Below are 18,707 nucleotides of genomic sequence, written 5' to 3' on the forward strand. Positions count from 1 at the left end.
TTGCCGCCCCGGATGCTCGATCAGCCCTTGTTCGACTCGAGGAAGTCCTGAGCGAAGCGCTGCAGCACACCGCCGGCCTCGTAGATCAGCACCTCCTCGTTGCTGTCCAGACGGCAGGTCATCGGCACTTCGACGCGTTCGCCGTTACGGCGAGTGATGACCAGGGTCAGGTCCGCCCGCGGCTTGCGCTCACCGACCACGTCATAGGTCTCGCTGCCATTGATGCCGAGGGTCAGGCGGGTGGTGCCCGGCTTGAACTCCAACGGCAGCACGCCCATGCCGATCAGGTTGGTGCGATGGATGCGCTCGAAGCCTTCGGCCGCGATCACCTCGACACCGGCCAGACGCACGCCCTTGGCCGCCCAGTCGCGGGACGAACCCTGGCCGTAGTCGGCACCGGCGATGATGATCAGGTTCTGCTTGCGCTGCATGTAGGTCTCGATGGCTTCCCACATGCGCATGACCTTGCCTTCCGGCTCCACCCGGGCCAGCGAACCTTTCTTCACCTGACCGTCGACCACGGCCATCTCGTTGACCAGTTGCGGGTTGGCGAAGGTGGCGCGCTGCGCGGTCAGGTGGTCGCCGCGGTGGGTGGCGTAGGAGTTGAAGTCCTCTTCCGGCAGGCCCATCTTGGCTAGGTACTCGCCGGCGGCGCTGTCCCGCAGGATGGCGTTGGACGGCGACAGGTGGTCGGTGGTGATGTTGTCCGGCAGCACCGCCAGCGGGCGCATGCCCTTGAGCGTGCGTTCGCCGGCCAGCGCGCCTTCCCAGTACGGCGGGCGACGGATGTAGGTGGACATCGGACGCCAGTCATACAGCGGGCTCTCGGCTTCCTGCACCGCGCCCAGGTCGAACATCGGGATGTAGACCTGGCGGAACTGCTCCGGCTTGACCGAGGCGGCGACTATGGCGTCGATTTCCTCGTCGCTCGGCCACAGGTCCTTCAGGGTCACCGGGTTGCCGCCCTGGTCATGCCCCAGCACGTCCTGCTCGATATCGAAACGCACGGTTCCAGCGATGGCGTAGGCCACCACCAGCGGCGGCGAGGCCAGGAACGCCTGCTTGGCGTAGGGATGGATACGCCCGTCGAAGTTACGGTTACCGCTCAATACGGCGGTGGCATACAGGTCGCGGTCGATGATTTCCTGCTGGATCGCCGGATCCAGCGCGCCGGACATGCCGTTACAGGTGGTGCAGGCGTAGGCGACGATGCCGAAGCCGAGCTGTTCCAGCTCTGACAGCAGGCCCGCCTCCTCCAGATACAACTTGGCGACCTTGGAGCCAGGCGCGAAGGAGGTTTTTACCCAGGGCTTGCGCAGCAGGCCCAGGGCGTTGGCCTTCTTCGCCAGCAAGCCGGCCGCCACCACGTTGCGCGGGTTGGAGGTGTTGGTGCAGCTGGTGATGGCGGCGATGATCACCGCGCCATCCGGCAGCAGGCCTTCGGCCTCCTCGGCCTTGGCGGCCGCCAGCTTGGCTTCATCGGCAATGCCGCGCTCGTGCAGCGCCGAGGTCGGCAGACGCTTGTGCGGGTTGGACGGGCCGGCCATGTTGCGCACCACGGTCGACAGGTCGAAGCTCAGCACCCGTTCGTATTCGGCAGTGACCAGCGCATCGGCCCACAGGCCGGTGGTCCTGGCGTAGTTCTCCACCAGCGCCACCTGCTCCGGCTCGCGCCCGGTGAGCTTGAGGTAGTCGATGGTTTGCTGGTCGATGTAGAACATCGCCGCAGTAGCGCCGTACTCCGGGCACATGTTGGAAATGGTCGCGCGGTCGCCGATGGACAGGCTGTCCGCCCCCTCGCCGAAGAACTCGACCCAGGCGCCCACCACGCGTTCCTTGCGCAGGAACTCGGTCAAGGCCAGGACGATGTCGGTGGCGGTGATGCCCGGCTGGCGCTTGCCGGTCAGCTGGACACCAACGATGTCGGGCAGGCGCATCATCGAGGCGCGGCCAAGCATCACGGTTTCCGCTTCCAGGCCGCCAACGCCGACGGCGATCACGCCCAAGGCATCGACGTGGGGGGTGTGGCTGTCGGTGCCGACGCAGGTGTCCGGGAAGGCCACGCCGCCGCGCGCCTGGATCACCGGGCTCATCTTCTCCAGGTTGATCTGGTGCATGATGCCGTTGCCGGCCGGAATCACATCGACGTTCTTGAACGCGGTCTTGGTCCACTCGATGAAGTGGAAGCGGTCCTCGTTGCGCCGGTCTTCGATTGCCCGGTTCTTCTCGAAGGCCTCCGGATCGAAGCCGGCATGCTCGACGGCCAGGGAGTGGTCGACGATCAGCTGGGTCGGCACCACCGGGTTGACCTTGGCCGGGTCCCCGCCCTGCTCGGCAATGGCGTCACGCAAACCGGCCAGGTCGACCAGCGCGGTCTGGCCGAGGATGTCGTGGCAGACCACCCGCGCCGGGTACCAGGGAAAGTCCAGGTCGCGCTTGCGCTCGATCAGCTGCTTGAGCGAATCGGTCAGCGTGGCCGGATCGCAACGCCGCACCAACTGCTCGGCCAGCACGCGGGAGGTATACGGCAGCTTGGCGTAAGCGCCAGGCGCGATGGCGTCGATCGCCTCGCGGGTATCGAAATAGTCCAGCGCAGTACCGGCCAGGTGTTTGCGGTATTGAGTGTTCATCACTGGCGATCCTTGAGCGGCACGAACTTGAGGTCTTCGGGGCCGACGTAGTTGGCGCTCGGGCGGATGATCTTGCCGTCGATGCGCTGCTCGATCACATGGCTGGACCAGCCGGCGGTGCGGGCGATGACGAACAGCGGGGTGAACATGGCGGTGGGCACGCCCATCATGTGGTAGCTGACCGCGCTGAACCAGTCGAGGTTGGGGAACATCTTCTTGATCTCCCACATCACGCTTTCCAGGCGCTCGGCGATGTCGAACATCTTGCTGCTGCCCTGCTCGGCGGAAAGCTCGCGAGCCACTTCCTTGATCACCTTGTTGCGCGGATCGGCGACCGTGTAGACCGGATGACCGAAGCCGATCACCACTTCCTTCTTCTCGACCCGGGCACGGATATCGGCCTCGGCCTCGTCCGGGTTGTCGTAGCGCTTCTGGATCTCGAAGGCCACCTCGTTGGCGCCACCGTGCTTGGGGCCGCGCAACGCGCCGATACCGGCGGCGATGGCCGAGTACATGTCCGAACCGGTGCCGGCCACCACCCGCGAGGCGAAGGTGGAGGCGTTGAACTCGTGCTCGGCGTAGAGGATCAGGCTGGTGTGCATGGCGCGCACCCAGCTGTCCGCGGGCTTCTCGCCATGCAGCAGGTGGAGGAAGTGGCCGCCGATGGAGTCATCGTCGGTGTCCACCTCGATGCGCTTGCCGTTGTGGCTGAAGTGGTACCAGTACAGCAGCATCGAGCCCAGGGAGGCCATCAGCTTGTCGGCGATATCGCGGGCGCCGGGATGGTTGTGATCGTCCTTCTCCGGCGACAGGCAGCCGAGCACGGAGACGCCGGTGCGCATCACGTCCATCGGGTGGGCGCTCGGCGGCAGCTGTTCCAGGGCCGTCTTGAGGGCCGCGGGCAGGCCGCGCAGGGCCTTGAGCTTGGCCTTGTAGGCGGTCAGCTCGGCGACATTGGGCAGCTTGCCATGCACCAGCAGGTGGGCGATTTCCTCGAACTCGCAGGTGGTGGCGACATCGAGGATGTCATAGCCACGGTAGTGCAGGTCGTTGCCGCTGCGCCCGACGGTGCACAGCGCGGTGTTGCCGGCGGCAGTGCCGGAGAGGGCGACGGATTTCTTCGGCTTGAAGCCCGGGGTGGTTTCGGTGGCACTCATGCTTATCTCCTCGAATCCTTGTTGTTCTTGCCTGGCACTATCACTTCTTGGCGGCGAACAGCGCGTCGAGCTTCTGCTCGAAGGCGTGGTAGCCAATGCGGTCGTACAGTTCGGCGCGGGTCTGCATCAGCTCGATCACGTTCTTCTGGTGGCCTTCCTGGCGAATGGCGGTATAGACGCTTTCCGCGGCCTTGTTGGCGGCGCGGAAGGCCGACAGCGGGTAGAGCTGGATGGCCACACCGACCGAGGCCAGCTCGTCGCGGGTAAACAGCGGGGTCGCACCGAATTCGGTGATATTCGCCAGCACCGGCACGTTCAGCGCATCGACAAAGCGCTTGTAGGTCGGCAGGTCATAGGCGGCCTCGGCGAAGATGCCGTCGGCACCGGCCTCGACGTAGCGTTGGCAGCGCTCGATGGCGGCGTCGACGCCTTCAGCCTGGATGGCATCGGTACGGGCGATCAGGAAGAAGTCCGGGTCGCTCTTGGCATCGGCGGCGGCGCGCACACGGTCGACCATCTCCTCGCAGGAGACGATTTCCTTGCCCGGGCGGTGGCCGCAGCGTTTGGCGCCAACCTGATCCTCGATATGGGCGGCAGCGGCGCCGGCCTTGATCAGGTTCTTGATGGTGCGCTCGATATTGAAGGCGCTGGGGCCGAAGCCGGTGTCGATGTCCACCAGCAACGGCAGGTCGCAGACATCGGTGATGCGGCGCACGTCGGTCAACACGTCGTCCAGGGTGTTGATGCCCAGATCCGGCAGCCCCAGCGAACCGGCCGCGACACCGCCGCCGGACAGGTAGAGGGCCTTGAAGCCGGCACGTTTGGCCAGCAGCGCGTGGTTGGCGTTGATGGCGCCGATCACCTGCAGCGGCGACTCGATGGCGAGAGCCTGGCGAAAACGCTGGCCTGGGGAAAGCTGACTCATGACTCACCTCTGGGTTTGGCTGTCTTGGATTGCGCGTCCTGGCCCGTCTGGGCTTTGTAATGACGCTCGATATTGCGTTTGGAAGCGCCGATATGACGGCGCATCAGCAGCTCGGCCAACTCGCCGTCACGCTCGGCGATGGCATCGAGAATTCGGTGATGCTCGGCGAAGGCCTGGCGCGGTCGACTGGGCGTCGCGGAAAACTGCAGGCGGTACATGCGCACCAGCTGATACAGCTCGCCGCAGAGCATCTGGCTCAGGGTCTTGTTGCCGCTGCCCTGGATGATCCGGTAGTGGAAGTCGAAGTCGCCTTCCTGCTGGTAGTAGCCGACGCCGGCCTTGAAGGCGGCGTCCTGCTCATGCAGGTCGAGCACTCGGCGCAGCTCGTCGATCTCCACCTGGGTCATGCGCTCGGCGGCCAGGCGACAGGCCATGCCTTCCAGCGACTCGCGGATCTCGTACAACTCGATCAGCTCGTCATGGGACAGCGACACCACCCGCGCCCCGACATGGGGAATACGCACCAGCAGCTTCTGCCCTTCCAGGCGGTGAATGGCTTCGCGCAGCGGCCCACGACTGATGCCATAGGTACGCGCCAGCTCCGGCTCGGAGATCTTGCTGCCCGGGGCGATCTCGCCCTTGACGATGGCGGACTGAATCAGCCGAAAGACATGCTCGGAAAGCGTTTCGGAGTCGTCCTGAATGGTTCGGGGCAAGGCGAGATCGCTCGACATATTGTCAACACCAATATGATTAGACGGGTAAAAACTACGCTCGCACATCGTAAATGTCAAACACACAGCATGGACTGTCGACAATCCTTGCAATCGCAGGCAGCGACCTGAATATGCTTCAACGCAAAAAAATGCCGCACACCCTGGGCGGGAGGCGGCATTTTCAGGTTCGCGGCATGACGCCGAGGACATGAGCGGGCTACGACCCGACCATATAGATGGTCGGGTTGCGACCTACCTAATGGATTGACTCAAGCGGGGATGGCCGAGGCCGCTCGGCAGAAGGTTGCGCCGAGGGTTGCTCGAGCTGCGCGGCGATCGCGGCCGCCTGCGCCTGCAACAGGTCGAGACGGCTGCGCATGCCGAACAGGCCCGTGAAATGCAGGAACATGCGCCAGCCGAATCCCAGCGCATCGCCACGTTTGCGCGGCACCAGGTGCAGGTGCGCGTGGGGAATATGCTGATTGGTGGCTTTACCGTCGTTAACGATCAGGTGCGTGCCCTCGACGCCGAAACCGGCGCGCCGTTGCGCGGCGACCAACTGGTCGAATACACGGTAGAGGTGCTGCCGAGTGGCGGCCTGCAACTGCTCGAGCTTCTCGACGTGCTGAAGAGGAATCAGCAGAACGTGCCCCTGCCCCAGCGGATGTACATCCATAAAGGCAATGCACTGCTCGTCCCGGTAGACCTGGGCCGCAGGCAGTGCGCCATCGATGATGCTACAGAAAATGCAATCCATTCCGATCCCTCGATTGGACATTGATAGGACTCAAGTCGCGCACTGCGGCTCGGCGACTGCAGGCGCGGGATGAGTACGCATAAATAACCGGGCGAGCCACCAGCGATCCCGGGGTAGTACTTTGTTTTCCAGCACGTGGTGCAACTTGGGTAAGTTGCACCCCTCCGGATAGACCTGATGCTCGACGTGGTAGTCGATGTTGGCCCCGAACAGGCCGGTCACGGTGAAAGCGCGCCGCACCAGATCCTGCCTGTCGGCGCGCCCGGATGCGAGCATCGCCATCGGAAAATGCTCGTAGCCGCGTGATACCGGGTTGATCTCCAACGCCAGCAACAGTAGCGGAATCACGAAAGTACGCACGACCTCATACGCCATCCCCTGCCCGCCAAACCAGGCGCAAAAAGGCCTGCCAGCTCTAGCCGCGTGGAGCTGAAGCCGCGCAGCACCTTTGCTCGGGTCGCCCAGATAACGATGGCGACGCTCGTCGCAATCGGTGAAGAAAGAGATGCGAAACAGAACAACCCTGACCAAGCCCGTCGCGGTCCTGCGCGTTCAGCTCAACTATTGATGCATGCCCCCTGCAAAGCGCCTATTACGCGCCTGTCACAGCCGAAAACTCCCATGATAGAATGCCGCCGTTTTTAGCCCGGCCGGACAGGCACGTCATGCCTGCTAAACTCCAAGCCAGACGCACGGGGCCATAGCCCCACGCCCGCCGGTCTTTCCGCTCAGCTGTTGTGCCATATTCAATAGGACTTATGAGACTCGAGCCCTCTGCCCTGCTTTGCTGCCTGTTCCTTTCGCCAGGCCTGGGGCTCGCCGCGGAGAAGACCGTTTACGGCCTCAATGAGTACGCCAGGCTTTACGATCTCGATCTGGAGGTTGCCGCGAAACTGGATACCGGAGCCAAGACCGCTTCCCTGAGCGCACGCGAGATCAAGCGCTTCAAACGCGACGATGAAACCTGGGTCCGCTTCTACCTGGCCATCGACGAGGCCCACGAGCATCCGATCGAGCGGCCGCTGGCGCGGATCAGCAAAATCAAACGCCGCGCCGGGGACTATGACCCCGAAGAAGAAAAAACCTACACCGCACGCCCCGTAATCGAGATGACCCTGTGCATGGGCCAAGCCCTGCGCACCATCGAAGTGAACTTGACCGACCGCAGCGCCTTCCAATACCCGTTATTGATTGGTTCCGAAGCCCTCAAACGCTTCAGCGCGCTGGTCGACCCAAGCCTTAAATACGCAGCAGGCAAGCCTGGCTGCACCACCGACGCAAACCCTGGCGAGTAACTCCCATGCGCTCTCTTACCCTCCATCTGAAAGTCCTGATCACGCTCCTGGTGAGCCTGGGCATTCTGATTACGGCTTACCAGATCTTCATTCTCGGCATCCCGGTGACCGAGGACGAGACAGACGATCTGTGGAACATCGACGCCAAGGTCGAGTTCCAGGCCAACCCTCGCGAGCCGGTCAAGTTGCAGATGTTCGTGCCGCCGCTCAACCAGGACTACGTCAGCCTCAACGAGAGCTTCATCTCCAACAATTACGGGGTGAGCATCAGCCGCGCCGAAGGCAATCGCCGGGTGACCTGGTCCGCCCGGCGCGCCAGCGGCAAGCAGACCCTGTACTACCGCCTGGTGCTGACCAAGCGCTACAGCGGCGAGCAGGCCAAGGCCAAGGGCCCGATCTTCCGCGACAGCCTGCCGGTCGAAGGCCCCGAGAAGATCGCCGCCGAGGCCCTGCTGGCGCCGATCCGCCAGCATTCGGCAGACGTCGAAACCTTTATCAGCGAGACCATCAAGCGGGTCAACGACAGCACCGACGACAACGTCAAGTTGCTGCTTGGCGGCGATGCCTCCAGCGTCAACAAGGCCAATGCCATCGACCTGCTGCTGTCGATCGCCCATGTACCAATGGAGCGCGTGCACACCATTCGCCTGAATGCCGAAGGGCAACAGAGCCCGGAACTCTGGCTGCGCAGCTTCAACGGCGAGAAGTGGCTCTACTTCAGTCCGGAAACCGGCGAGCAGGGCCTGCCGGCCGATCGCCTGATCTGGTGGATCGGTGATGCCGAGCTGATCAAGCTCGAAGGGGGCAAGAAGGCCCAGGTCAGCTTCAGCCTGAACAAGAGCGAGATGAACGCCATTCGACTGGCCCAGCTGTCCGACGAAAGCACCGACGCCGGCTTCCTCGGCTACTCGATGTACGGCCTGCCGCTGTCCACTCAGCAGACTTTCCAGATCATGATGGTGATCCCGGTCGGCGTTCTGGTGATCCTGATCCTGCGCAATCTCGGCGGCCTGCAGACCCTGGGCACCTTCACCCCGGTGCTGATCGCCCTGGCCTTCCGCGAAACCCAGATCGGCTTCGGCATCGTGCTGTTCACCATCATCACCGCATTGGGCCTGTCGCTGCGCTCATATCTTGAGCACCTCAAGCTGCAGATGCTGCCGCGCCTGTCGGTGGTGCTGACGTTCGTGGTGGTACTGATCGCCGTGATCAGTCTGTTCAGCCACAAGCTGGGCCTGGAACGCGGCCTGTCGGTGGCCCTGTTCCCGATGGTGATCCTGACCATGACCATCGAACGCCTGTCGATCACCTGGGAAGAGCGCGGGGGCGGCCATGCCTTCAAGGTCGGTGTCGGCACCCTGATCGCCGCCAGCCTGTCGTTCATGGTGATGAGCATTCCGCAGTTGGTGTATTTCATCTTCACCTTCCCGGCCGTGTTGATGGTGCTGGTCGGCTTCATGCTGGCGATGGGTCGCTACCGCGGCTACCGCCTGACCGAGCTGTTCCGCTTCAAAGCCTTCCTGAAGGATTGAGCCATGCTAGGTCTCTGGAAAACCTGGAAGGCCCTCGAAGCCAAAGGCATCATGGGCATCAACCGGCGCAATGCGGACTACGTGCTTAAGTACAACAAACGGCACCTCTACCCCATCGTCGATGACAAGATCATCACCAAGGAACGCGCCATCGAGGCCGGCATTCACGTGCCGCAGATGTACGGAGTGATTTCCACCGAGAAGGAGATCGACAAGCTCCCGGAGATCATCGGCGGGCGCAACGACTTCGTCATCAAGCCGGCGCAGGGCGCCGGCGGGGACGGCATCACGGTGATCGCCGACCGCTTCGAGGAGCGTTACAAGACGGTCTCCGGGCGGATCATCAGCCACGAGGAGATCGAGCATCAGATCTCCAACATCCTCACCGGCCTCTATTCGCTCGGCGGCCATCGTGACCGGGCGCTGATCGAATACCGGGTGATTCCCGATCAGATCTTCAAGAGCATCAGCTACGAAGGCGTGCCGGACATCCGCATCATCGTCCTGATGGGCTATCCGGTTATGGCCATGCTGCGCCTGCCGACCCGCCAGTCCAACGGCAAGGCCAACCTGCACCAGGGCGCCATCGGCGTGGGTGTGGACCTGGCCACGGGCGTCACCCTGCGCGGCACCTGGCTGAACAACAAGATCAGCAAGCATCCGGACACCACCAATGCGGTGGACGGCGTGCAACTGCCGAACTGGAACGGCTTCATGAAACTGGCGGCCGGCTGCTACGAACTCTGCGGCCTGGGCTACATCGGCGTGGACATGGTCTTGGACCAGGAGAAAGGCCCGCTGATTCTGGAACTCAACGCCCGCCCCGGCCTGAACATCCAGATCGCCAACGACTGCGGCCTCACCCACCGCGCCCATGCGGTCGAGGATCGTCTGGTCGAGCTCAAGGCCAAGGGCATCCAGGAGAGCCCCGAGGAACGCATGCGTTTCTCCCAGGAGCTGTTCGGCCACGCGCCGATCGCCGAAATCTGACGGCACGCGTAGAACCAGCCCGGCCGATGCCGGGCTTTTTTCTGCCTGGCCGCCATCCCACACTCGCCGGCGCTGCAGCGAGCAGACGCGGTCTCAAGCCTCGCCCAGCAGCCCGCTGCTCCTGCCCCTGAGCACCGCCTGGGTGCGGCTACGCACCCCCAGCTTGGCGAACAGCTTGTGCAGGTGCCACTTGATGGTGGCTTCGGACAGGTGCAATGCCTGGGCGATATCGCGATTGGCCAGGCCGGCGGCGACCAGGCGCAGGATATCCAGCTCCCTGGGGCTCACCTGCTGATGGTCGTCCAACGCTTGGGGATCGACTGCCAGTCGACGGCACTGCTCGCGCAGCTGCCGATCCAGCGCCTGCCAGCTCCCCGCACCGCCCACCTGGCTCGCCGACCAGGCATCCCAGAGCGGCAGCAACCACAGTGCATCATCCAGGAACAGGCGCCGATACCCCCTGTGCCAGGCATCCTGCAGGGTCGCCTGAAACAAGGCGAAAGCCCTCTCGGCGCCATTCGTGCGCCAGCACGCCACGGCGAGCAGCAACGACAGGCGCAAGCGCCGTTCGTGCTGGTGCTCGGCCGTCTGCACGGCCAGGCAGGCCTCCAGCAGCGCCAGCGCGCGCGGCGCCCGACGCTCGGCCAATGCCAGTCGCGCCTGGCACAGCACCAGCGTCACGGCGGCATCGCCGTTGCCCCCTACCGGCAACTCCGCCAGCTGTCGCTGCAACTGCAGGCAGATCCGCTCGGCCTCATGGGGACGGCGCAACCACAGGAGAAACTGCACCCGACAACCCATGGCCTGCGCGTAAACCCGCTCGTAGCCTGGCCCTTGCAGCCCCGTCAGCCACTCATCGAGCTGTTCCAGGGCCGGCTCGCACTCGCCGGCGTAGAAGCGCGCGCGCACCATCACCAGCTGACCGCGACTGACCAGCTCGACCGGCGTGGCGAGATCGCGGCGACTGGTGGCCAAGGGCAGTTCGGCGAGGATCGCGGCGTGCCGGTCCTGCTCATACAGCAGGTCGGCATAGGCCAGGGCCAGCACACCCCCCACCCGGCTGTGCCTGCCGAAGGCCCGCTCGACCCGGGCGCGAGCGACCTCCGCCAGGGTGCGCCCGCGCTCGAGGCGCGCCTGCTCCTTGCACAGCAGCGCCTCGATCAGTCTGAGCACCACACGCAAGTACTCGCTAGCGGTGCGCCGCAGGCTCTCGCGTGCCAGGCCGAGCGACCGCGACGCCTCGCCGTAGTCACCAAGCAGGGCGTGAGCGGCCGCCTGCACGCACGCCAGGCTGGCGCGAATCTCCGGCTGATCGAGCGGCACCCGACCGAGCCAGTGCCGACTGATGGCGAGACAGTCCTGCAGTCGGTCCTGATAGAGCTGGACCAGGGCCTTGATCAACTGAGCCACGGCGAGCAGCTCGTGGGGCCTGTCGTGCAGCGCCTGCCCCTGCTGCAGCAGGCGCGCGCTGATGTCCTCGATCAGCGCCTCGGCATCGAGGTATTTCTGCTCGAAGGCCAGCTGCCAGGCGTAGAAGACCTGGAACACCGGGTACTCGCGAATCACCTGCGCCGGCAACGCCGCCACGCTGGAGAGAATGCCGTAGAGCTGGTTGTCGGCGAGCAGGCGCGCACCCTGACGCGCCAGCAATCCGGCGGCGAAGGCATACTCACCGGCAGCCAGGGCATAGTTGACCGCCCTGTCCAGCAGGCTCCGCTGCTCGCACCAGCGCGCGGCCGCCAGCTGCAACCGCCGCCCATCGCCGCGCCTGAGCAGGCGCCCGCGCAGGCATTCGGCGAACAGCTGATGGTAGCTGAACCACTCGCCTTGCTCGTCCAGGGCGGTGATGAACAGTTGCTCGTTCTGCAGCCGTCGCAGGATTGCCCCGGCATCTTCCCGGCCGGTGAGCGCATTGCACAGATCGGCACTGAACTGCTCGAGCACGGACGTCTGCTCGAGGAACAGCCGCAGGTCCGGCGCCAGCCGAGCCAGTACATCCTCGTTGAGGTAGTCGGCGATATGACGCTCGCTACCGGAGAATTCCGCGATGAAAGCAGCGGGATCAGGGTGCCGAGCCAGGGACAGGGCGATCAACTGCAGCGCACCGATCCATCCCTCGCTCCGCCGGTGCAGCCGCTCGACCTGCTCACTGCTCAGGCGCAGTTGCTGGAGCTCGAGGAGATAGGTCGCGGTTTCCTCGGCGCTCACACGCAGGTCCTCGGCGCGCAGCCAGGCTGTATCGTCGCCATGTAATGGCCGTCCTTCGCCTGAGCGCGGCCTGGAGCGCGTGCCGGCGATCAGCCGGACATGCGCCGGCAGCCCCTCGATCAGGCCCTGCACCAGGGGTCTGAGGGCGGGATGGCGGATACTGTGAAAGTCATCGAGGATCAGGTACAGCTCACCCTCGACCTGCCTGAGTTCGCTCAGGAAGGCAGCGAGCAAGGCTTGGGCCGGCTGACTCGCCCCCCCCTGCGCGCCTTCCAGGATGGAGCCGCCGAAGCCCGGCAACTGTGTGTCGATGGCCGCGAGCAGATAGTGCAGCAGGCGCAGCGGCTCGCTGTCCGCCTCGTCGCAGGACAGCCAGGCCACCCGCGCCCCGGACGCCTGCAGGCGCTGGCGCAACTGGCCGAGCAAGGTGCTTTTGCCGTAGCCCGCTGGCGCACAGAGGATGACCAGGCGCCGCTCACGGGCCTCGATCAGCCGCTGGAGCAACGCCCTGCGTATCAGCTGCGGACGAGCGCCGACCACGCCGGGCGCCAGCTTGGTACGCAGCAGCGACAGGGAGGGCGGCAGCGACAAGCCCTCGAGGCTCATGGCGCGACCAATCCCAGTTCCTGGGCGCGGCGGATCGCCTGGGTCCGATTGCGTACCCCGAGCTTCTCGTAGATGTTGTGCAGGTGCCATTTGACGGTCCCCAGGGCCAACGCCAGGCGCTGGCCGATGGAGTCGTTGGCCAGTCCCTGTGCCGCCAGTTGGATCACTTCGGCCTCGCGCTCGGTCAAGCCTTCGGCCAGCGGCACCTCGGCCTGCAGGGCGTCCTGACCCGGCCAGATCGCCAGAATCGAGCGAATGAACGCCTGCAGGGCCGGATAGCGCTCGCCCGCCTCGAGCTGCGACAAGAGCCGACGAACCGGAGCCCCCTCCTCGATGAACAGGCTGCGCAGTGCGTCGTGTTCCGCGCGCGACAGACACTGCACCAGCAGGCTCTGCGCGCGCTCCTGATAGCCCAGGTGCTGGTGGCTGAGCGCCGCCAGAAGGTCCAGGCGCAAGCGCTGTAGCCCATGCCAGTCGTCCTGCAGCGGTCCGCGCAGCTGGGCAATCTCGTGCAGCGCCTCGCTATGATGATCGCGCGCCTGCAGCAGGCGGATGCGCGTCAGCCCCCGAACCCAGAGCACTGGATTGCAGGCCAGGTGCCGGTAGTGCCCGGCCAGACCGGGCCAGTCGACGTCGTTGAGGCGCTGCTCGGCGCGCGTGAGCCGCTCGGCGCCCGGCTCCTGGAGCAGCTGCGTCACCTCGTCGCCGAGCGCCTGGGCCTGGAAGCGCCATGCGCGGTTGCCGGCGGCCAGTTGCTGCATGCGCAGCAAGGTGGCCCGGGCTTCTTTCGGCTTGCCCAGGGCACGCTGGACCTGAGCCAGGCACAGCATGCCCTGGGCATACAGGTCGACCGGGTTGATCACATCGACCGTGGCCAGGGCCCAGCGCAGGCGCTCCTCGACACCCTCGAGGCGGCCCTGATGGTAGTCGATCAACGCCCCGCTGATGGTCGGCAACGCCAGGGCGCGGGCATTCGTGGCGAAGCATGGCGCGGTGCGTGCGCGCAATTGCGCGAACAGCTGCCCGGCCCGTTTGATCTGCCCCTGCTGCAGGCACAGCAACACCTCCACATTGGCCAGCTGCATGCCCAGGTAGTGCCCCTCCAAAAAGTGATTGCGCTGCTGCGCCAGCGCCAGCAGGCGTCGCGCCGACTCGCCCTCCCCGAGCACCACGTTGGCCAGGGCACCGACGATCAGCATGGCCATCTCGAGAAACGCGGTGTGCCCCCCCAGCTGCAGCTCGACCCTGCGCGCGAGGGCGACGCAGCCGGGCAGATCGTCCTTCTGCAGGGCGATAAGCGCTTTGATCGTCAGGGTCGCCAGCACGCTGTCCTCGAGGTCGGCCGCCGCCTCGGCCATCCGCCAACGGTGCAACTGCTCGTCGAGCATACGGTTGGCCTCGGCCAGATCCAGCTCCGCCGCACGGCTCCAGACGTCGGCCAGCACCAGCATCGGATAGTCCTGGGCAATCTCGTCCGGCACATGCTGGCGCCACTTGTAGATCAAGTGCAGTTGACCGCGATTGATCAGCTCCAGACCACAGCCGTCGACCAGGGCGGCGAGCATCCGTGGGTCTTCGGCCAGGCAGGCGTGCTCGATCGCCAGATTCTGCATGCGGTGCGTGGCAAACCACAGGCTGGCCTTGAAATGCAGCTGCTTGAATCGCTCGGGGTCGCGCCCCTGCAGGCGCCGGCGCAGGAACTCGGCGAACAGGTTATGGAAGCGGTACCAGTGCCGCTGGCGATCGAGCGGCAGCAGGAACAACTGCATGGCTTCCAACGCCTCCAGCATTTGCTGGCCATCCTGCCGGCCGGCCAGGGTATTGGCCAGGTCGCCACACAGCTGCTGGGCGATCCCCAAGGCCTCCAGCAGCTGCTGCTGATCGGCCGGCAACTGCTCGAACACAGTGCGCAGCAGGTAATCGCCGACGGTCGCTGGACTCGTTCCCAGGTCGGCCAGCTGTTGCCAGGCCTGGGGTTGCTGACGCAACCAGAGGCTGGCCAGGTGCACGCCCACCACCCAGCCTTCGGTGTGGCGGTACAGCGCCGCCAATGCCGGGGCTTCCAGCTGCAGGCCATGGCGCGCCAGATAGTCGCCGGTCTCGGCCTGGCTCAAGCGCAACTCGCCCTCGCCGATCTCCAGCAGCAGCCCCTTGGCGCGCAGGGTGGCCAGTTTCAGCGCCGGTTGCGAGCGGCTGGCCAGGGCCAGGACGAAGCCCGCGGGTGCATAACGGATCAAGCGCTCCAGCGCCGCCAGCAGCTCGGTATTCTGAATCAGGTGCAGGTCGTCGAGGACCAGCAGAAGCGGCGCCTGCACCTGCGCCAGGTCCGCCAGCAGCGTCTCCGTCACCGCGGCGACGGGCACCCCCATGGTGTTCTGCAGGTAGCCACGGGCTGCCAGGCCGAGGCCCGGGACCAGGCTTTCAAGCGCCTCGATCAAGTGCAGGAAGAAGCGCGCCGGCTCGTCGTCATCGGCATCCAGTGACAGCCAGGCCACCGCGTAGCCGGCAGACGCCTTCTGCTGCGCCAGGGCGCTGAGGGTCCAGGTCTTGCCGAAACCGGCCGGCGCGGAGAACAGCAGCACGCGCGCATGGGGCTGGGTCGACAGCGCCGCCTCGATCCGCGGCCTGGGCAGTGCTTCGATGGACGCCTCGGGCGGGCCGAACTTCCAGTGCAGCGGGCTCCCGGCGGCAGGACCCAACGTCTCATCCATGGCCTCGATCCCCTGACTGGTTACGAACTGGCACTATCGTGCAGCATTATTTTCCGGCCGGTCATACTAATCAGCCGCTGCCCGCCGCGCAAACCTACGCGCAAACCCTAGGATGAATGGTGACGGCGTTCTACAATCGGCGTCCGCGCTCGTCCGAATACCTCGAATGTCTACTTGTCTCGTTCACCCTCTGCCCTATCGCGCCGACCCTGCCGAGTTTTTCGCTGCCGTACGCCAGGCCCCGGGAGCGGTCCTGCTGGACGCCGGGCGCCCGGCGGCGCAGCGCGGACGCTACGACCTGATCAGCGCCTGGCCCATGGCGGAGTTCGTTCCCGCGCCCGACGAAGCGGGCGAGGCTTTTCTGCAGCGCCTGCGCGACGGCCTGAGCGCCCTCGGCCCGGCAGAGCCGCCCGGCGACCGCCCCCTGCCGTTTGCCGGCGGACTGATCGGCTACCTGGGCTACGACTTCGGTCGGCGCCTGGAAAAACTGCCAGCGCAGGCGGTCGACGACCTCGGGCTGAGCGATGCGCGCTTCGGCCTGTATGCCTGGGCGCTGATCAGCGATCACCAGCTGGGGACCAGTCAGCTGCTGTTTCATCCGCGCCTGGCGAGCGAAGAGCGCGAGCGTCTGATTACCCTGTTCGAGAGGGTTGCCACCGACCCGCCACCCTCCTTCACCCTGCTCGGCGCCTTCGAGGCCGATCTCGACGAAGCCGGGTATCGCCAGGCCATCGAGCGCATCCAGGCCTATATCCAGGCCGGCGACTGCTACCAGGTAAACTTCGCCCAGCGTTTTCGCAGCCATTACCAGGGTGATCCCTGGGCTGCCTACCAGGCTCTGCGCAGCGCCTGCCCGACGCCCTTCGCCGGCTACCAGAGCCTGCCGGACGGGGCGATCATCAGCCTGTCGCCGGAACGCTTCATGCGGGTCAGCCAGGGCCTCGTCGAGACCCGCCCCATCAAGGGCACGCGGCCGCGCGAGGCGGACCCACAGCAGGACGCCGCCCAGGCCCACGCGCTGATGACCAGCCTGAAGGATCGCGCCGAAAACCTGATGATCGTCGACCTTCTGCGCAACGACCTGGGCCGCAGTTGCCGCACCGGCTCGGTGCGGGTCCCGGAGCTGTTCGCCCTCGAGAGCTATCCCAACGTCCACCACCTGGTCAGCGCGGTGACCGGCGAGCTGGCCGCCGGCAAGGACGCCCTGGACCTGATCGCCGGCAGCTTCCCCGGCGGCTCGATCACCGGCGCCCCGAAGATTCGCGCCATGCAGATCATCGACGAGCTGGAGCCGACCCGGCGCGCGCTCTATTGCGGCTCGTTGCTCTATCTGGATGTGCGCGGCGAGATGGACAGTTCGATCGCCATCCGCAGCCTGCTGGCCAAGGACGGGCAGATCAGCTGCTGGGGCGGTGGCGGGATAGTCGCGGACTCGGCCTGGCAGGCGGAGTATCAGGAGTCGATCACCAAGGTGAAGGTGCTTCTGCAGACCCTGGAGCAGTTCTGCGACTCATAAGAAAGGCCCGCGACAGCGGGCCTCGTTCTTTCTCACGTCGCGACTACAGGCTCAATGAGCGAGTGGACGCCTTGAGGAACTCATGCTTGAGGTCTTCGTAGCTGTGCACCGCCGGAAACTGCGGGAACTCGCGGATCACGTTGTCCGGCGCATGGAACAGGATGCCGGCATGGGCCTCGCTGAGCATGGTGGTGTCGTTGTACGAATCGCCCGCGGCGATCACCCGGTAGTACAGGCTCTTGAAGGCGATTACCGACTGGCGCTTGGGGTCCCTCTGGCGCAGCTGATAGTTCACCACTCGGCCACTGTCGTCGGTGATCAGCTTGTGGCACAGCAGGGTCGGAAAGCCCAACTGGCGCATCAGCGGCTGGGAGAATTCGTAGAAGGTGTCGGAGAGGATCACCACCTGAAAGCGCTCGCGCAACCAGTCGACGAACTCCACCGCACCGTCCAGCGGCTTGAGGGTGGCGATCACCTCCTGGATGTCGGCCAGCTTCAGGCCATGCTCGTCGAGGATGCGCAGACGCTGCTGCATCAGCACGTCATAGTCGGGAATGTCCCGGGTGGTCGCCTTCAGCGCATCGATACCGGTTTTTTCCGCGAAGGCGATCCAGATTTCCGGAACCAATACGCCTTCCAGGTCGAGACAAGCGATTTCCATGGGACACTCCTAGCTTGGGCCTGAATGAAGGCGGCACTCTAGCGGCTCGCCCAAAGCCGCGCAACGCGGGCCCTTATACCCAAACACCTTGGTCGACATGGGATTTGATTATTTAGCCGCATAAAGCCTTTTTGCTACCATCCCCGGCACAGCGCGCCAGCGGGCGCGGGCAGCCCTGGCGAGCGGCAGGCTTTATCGCCACACCCGGCCGGTTGTCCATGCCCCTGCAAGCGACCATAACCAGGAATCTAGCCCGATGAGCCATCCCTTCGATGTAGCCGAACTGGCCGCGACCTATGCAAACAAGTCGCCCCAGGACATTCTCAAACTCGCTTTCGAGCATTTCGGCGATGAGCTGTGGATTTCCTTCAGCGGTGCCGAAGACGTGGTACTGGTGGACATGGCCTGGAAGCTCAATAAACAGGTCAAGGTCTTCAGCCTCGATACCGGCCGCTTGCACCCGGAGACCTATCGTTTCATCGACCAGGTACGCGAACACTACGGCATCGCCATCGAGGTGCTGTCGCCCGACGCCACGGCACTCGAAGCCATGGTCAAGGCCAAGGGCCTGTTCAGCTTCTACAAGGACGGCCACGAAGAGTGCTGCGGCATCCGCAAGATCGCTCCGCTGCGCAAGAAGCTGGCCACGGTGAAGGCCTGGGCCACCGGCCAGCGCCGTGACCAGAGCCCCGGCACCCGTAGCCAGGTCGCCGCGGTGGAGATCGATGGGGCCTTTTCCACTGCCGACAAGCCGCTGTACAAGTTCAATCCCCTGGCGCAGATGAGCAGCGAGGACATCTGGGCCTATATCCGCATGCTCGAGCTGCCCTACAACAGCCTGCACGAGCGCGGCTTCATCAGCATCGGCTGCGAGCCCTGCACCCGCCCGGTCCTGCCCAACCAGCACGAACGCGAGGGGCGCTGGTGGTGGGAAGAAGCCACGCAGAAGGAGTGCGGCCTGCACGCCGGCAACCTGATCGCCAAGCAATAACCGCGGCGAAGC

The 18,707-nt window shown here is 65.1% G+C and carries 14 protein-coding genes; 5 read left to right on the plus strand and 9 right to left on the minus strand.

All coding sequences use genetic code 11. The annotated features are described in order from the left end of the window. Positions 1 to 20: 20 nt before the first annotated feature. The 6 genes from acnD to LPB260_RS02545 all read right to left on the minus strand — a co-directional run bounded on the left by acnD (position 21) and on the right by LPB260_RS02545 (position 6,716). A complete protein-coding gene (gene acnD, locus LPB260_RS02520; protein ID WP_208707074.1) occupies positions 21 to 2,630 on the minus strand; it encodes a Fe/S-dependent 2-methylisocitrate dehydratase AcnD in 2,610 nt (869 codons plus the stop codon). Further along, complete coding sequence (prpC, locus tag LPB260_RS02525) at positions 2,630 to 3,787, minus strand: 2-methylcitrate synthase (protein WP_208707075.1); 1,158 nt, start codon at positions 3,785 to 3,787, stop codon at positions 2,630 to 2,632. The genes acnD and prpC overlap by 1 nt, the downstream gene beginning before the upstream one ends. 40 nt (positions 3,788 to 3,827) lie before the next feature. Then, on the minus strand, positions 3,828 to 4,712 hold the full coding sequence (prpB, locus tag LPB260_RS02530) for a methylisocitrate lyase (RefSeq protein ID WP_208707076.1): 885 nt from the start codon (positions 4,710 to 4,712) through the stop codon (positions 3,828 to 3,830). Further along, entirely contained in the window at positions 4,709 to 5,446 is a 738-nt protein-coding gene (locus LPB260_RS02535) for a GntR family transcriptional regulator (protein WP_208707077.1), read from the minus strand. The genes prpB and LPB260_RS02535 overlap by 4 nt, the downstream gene beginning before the upstream one ends. A 238-nt stretch (positions 5,447 to 5,684) precedes the next feature. After that, on the minus strand, positions 5,685 to 6,185 hold the full coding sequence (locus LPB260_RS02540) for an HIT family protein (protein ID WP_208707078.1): 501 nt from the start codon (positions 6,183 to 6,185) through the stop codon (positions 5,685 to 5,687). A gap of 30 nt (positions 6,186 to 6,215) precedes the next feature. Continuing rightward, complete coding sequence (locus LPB260_RS02545) at positions 6,216 to 6,716, minus strand: hypothetical protein (protein WP_208707079.1); 501 nt, start codon at positions 6,714 to 6,716, stop codon at positions 6,216 to 6,218. Positions 6,717 to 6,943: 227 nt separating this feature from the next. Between LPB260_RS02545 and LPB260_RS02550 the strand changes: the two genes are divergently transcribed. Genes LPB260_RS02550 through LPB260_RS02560 form a run of 3 tightly spaced genes read left to right on the plus strand, consistent with a single transcriptional unit; the run spans position 6,944 to position 10,002 of the window. Then, the gene (locus tag LPB260_RS02550; RefSeq protein WP_208707080.1) at positions 6,944 to 7,480 is read left to right on the plus strand and encodes an ATP-dependent zinc protease; all 537 of its coding nucleotides are present in this window, start codon (positions 6,944 to 6,946) and stop codon (positions 7,478 to 7,480) included. A gap of 5 nt (positions 7,481 to 7,485) precedes the next feature. After that, the gene (locus LPB260_RS02555) at positions 7,486 to 9,012 is read left to right on the plus strand and encodes an inactive transglutaminase family protein (RefSeq protein WP_208707081.1); all 1,527 of its coding nucleotides are present in this window, start codon (positions 7,486 to 7,488) and stop codon (positions 9,010 to 9,012) included. A 3-nt stretch (positions 9,013 to 9,015) separates the two neighbouring features. Further along, positions 9,016 to 10,002, plus strand: a complete 987-nt coding sequence (locus LPB260_RS02560; RefSeq protein WP_208707082.1) for an alpha-L-glutamate ligase-like protein — start codon at positions 9,016 to 9,018, stop codon at positions 10,000 to 10,002. Between the two features lie 93 nt (positions 10,003 to 10,095). Here LPB260_RS02560 and LPB260_RS02565 read toward each other — a convergent pair whose 3' ends face one another. Both LPB260_RS02565 and LPB260_RS02570 read right to left on the minus strand, forming a co-directional pair. Beyond that, entirely contained in the window at positions 10,096 to 12,816 is a 2,721-nt protein-coding gene (locus tag LPB260_RS02565; RefSeq protein ID WP_208707083.1) for a LuxR C-terminal-related transcriptional regulator, read from the minus strand. After that, positions 12,813 to 15,527, minus strand: coding sequence for a LuxR C-terminal-related transcriptional regulator (locus LPB260_RS02570; protein WP_208707084.1), 2,715 nt, complete (start codon positions 15,525 to 15,527; stop codon positions 12,813 to 12,815). The genes LPB260_RS02565 and LPB260_RS02570 overlap by 4 nt, the downstream gene beginning before the upstream one ends. Before the next feature lie 166 nt (positions 15,528 to 15,693). On the opposite strand from LPB260_RS02570, the gene pabB reads away from it, so the two are divergent. Next, the gene (pabB, locus tag LPB260_RS02575) at positions 15,694 to 17,043 is read left to right on the plus strand and encodes an aminodeoxychorismate synthase component I (RefSeq protein ID WP_208707085.1); all 1,350 of its coding nucleotides are present in this window, start codon (positions 15,694 to 15,696) and stop codon (positions 17,041 to 17,043) included. A gap of 43 nt (positions 17,044 to 17,086) precedes the next feature. On the opposite strand, the gene thrH is transcribed toward pabB, so the two are convergent. Continuing rightward, positions 17,087 to 17,704, minus strand: a complete 618-nt coding sequence (thrH, locus tag LPB260_RS02580) for a bifunctional phosphoserine phosphatase/homoserine phosphotransferase ThrH (RefSeq protein WP_208707086.1) — start codon at positions 17,702 to 17,704, stop codon at positions 17,087 to 17,089. A gap of 256 nt (positions 17,705 to 17,960) precedes the next feature. On the opposite strand from thrH, the gene LPB260_RS02585 reads away from it, so the two are divergent. Further along, positions 17,961 to 18,695: a phosphoadenylyl-sulfate reductase gene (locus LPB260_RS02585; RefSeq protein WP_208707087.1), complete on the plus strand. Its 735-nt coding sequence runs from the start codon at positions 17,961 to 17,963 to the stop codon at positions 18,693 to 18,695. Positions 18,696 to 18,707 lie beyond the last annotated feature (12 nt).

It is taken from the genome of Pseudomonas sp. LPB0260 (assembly GCF_013388395.1).